This is a genomic window from Streptomyces sp. NPDC054840 (assembly GCF_053611065.1).
In genome coordinates, this window is sequence record NZ_JBSGZP010000797.1 from 1 (window position 1) to 3056 (window position 3056).

Annotated in this window: 3 protein-coding genes; 1 reads left to right on the forward strand and 2 read right to left on the reverse strand. The window is 75.0% G+C overall.

The window, feature by feature from the left end; translation table 11 throughout:
• A partial coding sequence (locus tag ACWGIU_RS34145) for a hypothetical protein (protein ID WP_453711986.1) occupies nt 1–369 on the reverse strand: 369 nt, incomplete at its 3' end.
• Entirely contained in the window at nt 369–1511 is a 1143-nt protein-coding gene (locus ACWGIU_RS34150; RefSeq protein ID WP_453711987.1) for a molybdopterin-dependent oxidoreductase, read from the reverse strand. The genes ACWGIU_RS34145 and ACWGIU_RS34150, both read right to left, overlap by 1 nt.
• Before the next feature lie 112 nt (nt 1512–1623).
• On the opposite strand from ACWGIU_RS34150, the gene ACWGIU_RS34155 reads away from it, so the two are divergent.
• On the forward strand, nt 1624–3056 hold a 1433-nt coding region (locus ACWGIU_RS34155; protein WP_453711988.1), incomplete at its 3' end, for a glycosyltransferase 87 family protein.

Sequence of the window (3056 nt, forward strand, 5' to 3'; positions counted from 1 at the left end):
CGCTCCCGCGTACCCGGCCGTGAGCACGCCGATCGCGGCCATCGCCAGCAGCCAGTTCCGCGGATAGTCCAAGGGCAGCACCGACGCGTTCGCCACGCCACCGGGACGCAGGAGCGGCGGCAGGGCGATCACCGTCAGGGAACCCGCGACGACCAGCGCGGCGCGCGGCACCCCGCGCAGGCGCAGGCCCGCCGCCGCGCAGAGTGCTCCGACCGCGATGACCAGCGGGGCGATCAGCCCGTCGTGCACGAGGACTCCGCCCGCGAGCCACAGGGCGATCCGCCACGGCTCGGGCTCCCGCACCAGCAGGAAGCCGCCGAAGGCCATCACGACCGCGCCGATGCCGCCGACCGCGTACCGGAACGCCATCACGCCACCTCCAGTCGGCCGACCCACTTGGTCTGGAGCACTCCCGGCCGGTTCGGGGCGATGATCCGCGCCGGGTAGCCGTGGTCCAGCGACAGCACCTCACCGTTCAGGCGCAGCGCCAGCAAGGTGAGCGGGTCCTGCGCGTAGAGGCGGCCCAGCTCCGTCACCCGGTACGCGCCCACCTCTTCCAGCGACACCACGCGGCAGCGCGCGCCCGGGCCCCCGCCGGCCAGCTCCAGCAGGTCCCGTACCCGTACGCCCGTCCACCGGGCGGACTTGCTCCAGCCCTCCACACAGGCGAGGGGCAGGATCACCTCGTGCTGCGGGAGCGCACGCAGCTCCTCCAGGGCGAGGGAGGCCGGGCGCGGCCCGGCCAGGGTCAGGCGCCAGCCGTCCAGCGAGGCCGCCGTGACGCGCGCCGCGGCGGCCGTACGGTTCACCGGCAGCCCCTGCGGTCCGTGCGCAGGGCTGCGCGGACCGAACAGCTCCAGTGGACCGAGCGCGGTGACGGACTGTCCGACCGTGGTCAGCGTGACCGCGCCGACCCCCGCCGCGACGGCCGCCAGCAGCTGCCGCCGGTCCGGCCCATCGGCTTCGGGCAGGGCCACGGTGCCGGGGGAACGGCGGGTGAGGTGCTCGCGGATCCGCGGCCATTGAACGGCGACGTGCAGCAGCAGCGCTCCCAGCAGCAGCCAGGCGACGGCGTAGTGCACGGGCACGAACGAGAACGGCCACGGGTACCACTGGAAGGTGTTCAGCAGCCCGGTGAACAGCTCGAAGACCGCGGCGGCGACGAGCACGGCCACCGAGAGCCGCTCCAGCGCGTGGAGCACGGACCGTACCGGCGGCCACGCGAAGAGCCTCGGGTAGACCGTCCACAGCTTGGCCGCCAGCAGCGGGATCGCGGCGGTGCCGGCGGCCACGTGCAGGCCCTGGGTGAGCCGGTAGCCCCAGTACGGGCGGCTCGGCAGCCGGTCGGCGAGCCAGTCCGGGGGGTGCTGCAGGTAGTGGCTGAGCACACCGGTGGCGAAGCAGACGACGATGGCGAGCCCGAGCAGGCGGCCGATCACCGTCGCGGTACGGGCGTCGTGCAGCCGCGCCGTGAACGTGAACGGCGGGCCCGGGGGCGGAGTGAAGCGCATGAGCCCATGACACCCCCGCCGACGCCCTGGTGGGCGGGGGAACACCTTACGGAATGCGGACATGCGGGACGGCGGACGCCACTTCCGGACCCGTTGCTGGAACGCTGCGCAGGTGAAACCGCGTACCGTCCCGACCGCGCTCGCGACCTTCGTCGCCCTGACCGCCGTCCTCGCCCTGACCGCCGCCCTCGTCCTGACCATCCGCCACGACGGCTACTTCACCGACGGCGCGGGCCTGTTCCTCCGGTCCGCGGCCTGCTGGGCGCTGTTCGTCCTCGCCCTGCTCGCCCTGCGCAAGGTCCCGGCCGCCCACGTCGTACCCCTGCTCCTGGCCGGTGCCCTCGCCGTCGGCGTGACCGGGCTGGTCGCCCCACCCCGTACCAGTACCGACTCCTACCGGTACGCCTGGGACGGCCGGGTCCAGTCGGCCGGCATCTCCCCGTACGACCACGCCCCGCAGGACCCGGGACCGGCACGCCTGCGCGACCCCTGGCTCTTCCCGACGGGGGCCGCCTGCGCGGGCCCGGACCGCGCCCCGATTCCGGGCGGCGGCTCCGTCCCGCACTGCACCCGTATCAACCGGCCCGCCGTGCACACCATCTACCCGCCCGTCGCCGAGGTGTACTTCCTGGCGGTCGACCGGCTCTCCCCGCGCGGAGCCCGGCACAAGCCGCTCCAGATCGGAGCCGGTCTCCTCTCCCTCGGCGTGACGGGCGCACTGCTGCTGGTCCTGCGCCGCCGGGGCCAGGACCCGCGCCGGGCCGCGTACTGGGCCTGGTGTCCCGCCGTACCGATCGAAGCCGTGAACAACGCGCACGTGGACGTGCTGGGCGTGCTGCTCGCCGTGATCGGCCTCGGACTGGTCGCGGAGCGCGGGCTTCGCCGCCGGGCGGCGGGGGGCCTGGTCCTCGGTGCCGCCATCGCCACCAAGCTCATGCCCGCCGTCGTCCTGCCCGGGGCGCTGTCCGGGGTGCGCCGGGTTCGCGACGCGGTCGCCGTCCTGGCCCCCGCCGCCGCCTTCACCCTGCTCGCCTACCTGCCCTACGTCCTGCTCTCGCACGACTCCGTCCTCGGCTACCTCGGCGGCTATGTGGACGAGGAGGGCTACGACGACCCCTCCGCCGGCTCCCGCTACGCCCTGCTCCGCCTCGTGATGCCCGACAGCTGGGCGTTCCCGGTGCTCCTCGCCGCGATGGCGGGCGTATCCCTGTACGTGATGCGGCGCGGCGACCCGGGGCGCCCCTGGAGCGGTGCTCTCCTGGTCACCGGATGGGCCTTCGTCCTCCTCACCCCCGGCTACTCCTGGTACGCCCTGCTGCTGATCGCCCTCGTCGCCCTGGACGGTCGCTGGGAATGGCTCGGCGTCGCCCTCGCGGGCGCGGCGGTCTACCTGCTCGCACCGGTCGTCGGCCACCGGCCGGCGCTGAGCGCGACCGCGTACGGCGCCGCGGTCCTCGTGATCGTGGCGGCCGGGGCGGTCCGGCGGTGGCGCGGGTCCCGCGGGCCGGGCGGCCCGCCGCGCAGGAGCCGGGGTGGGCCGACGGG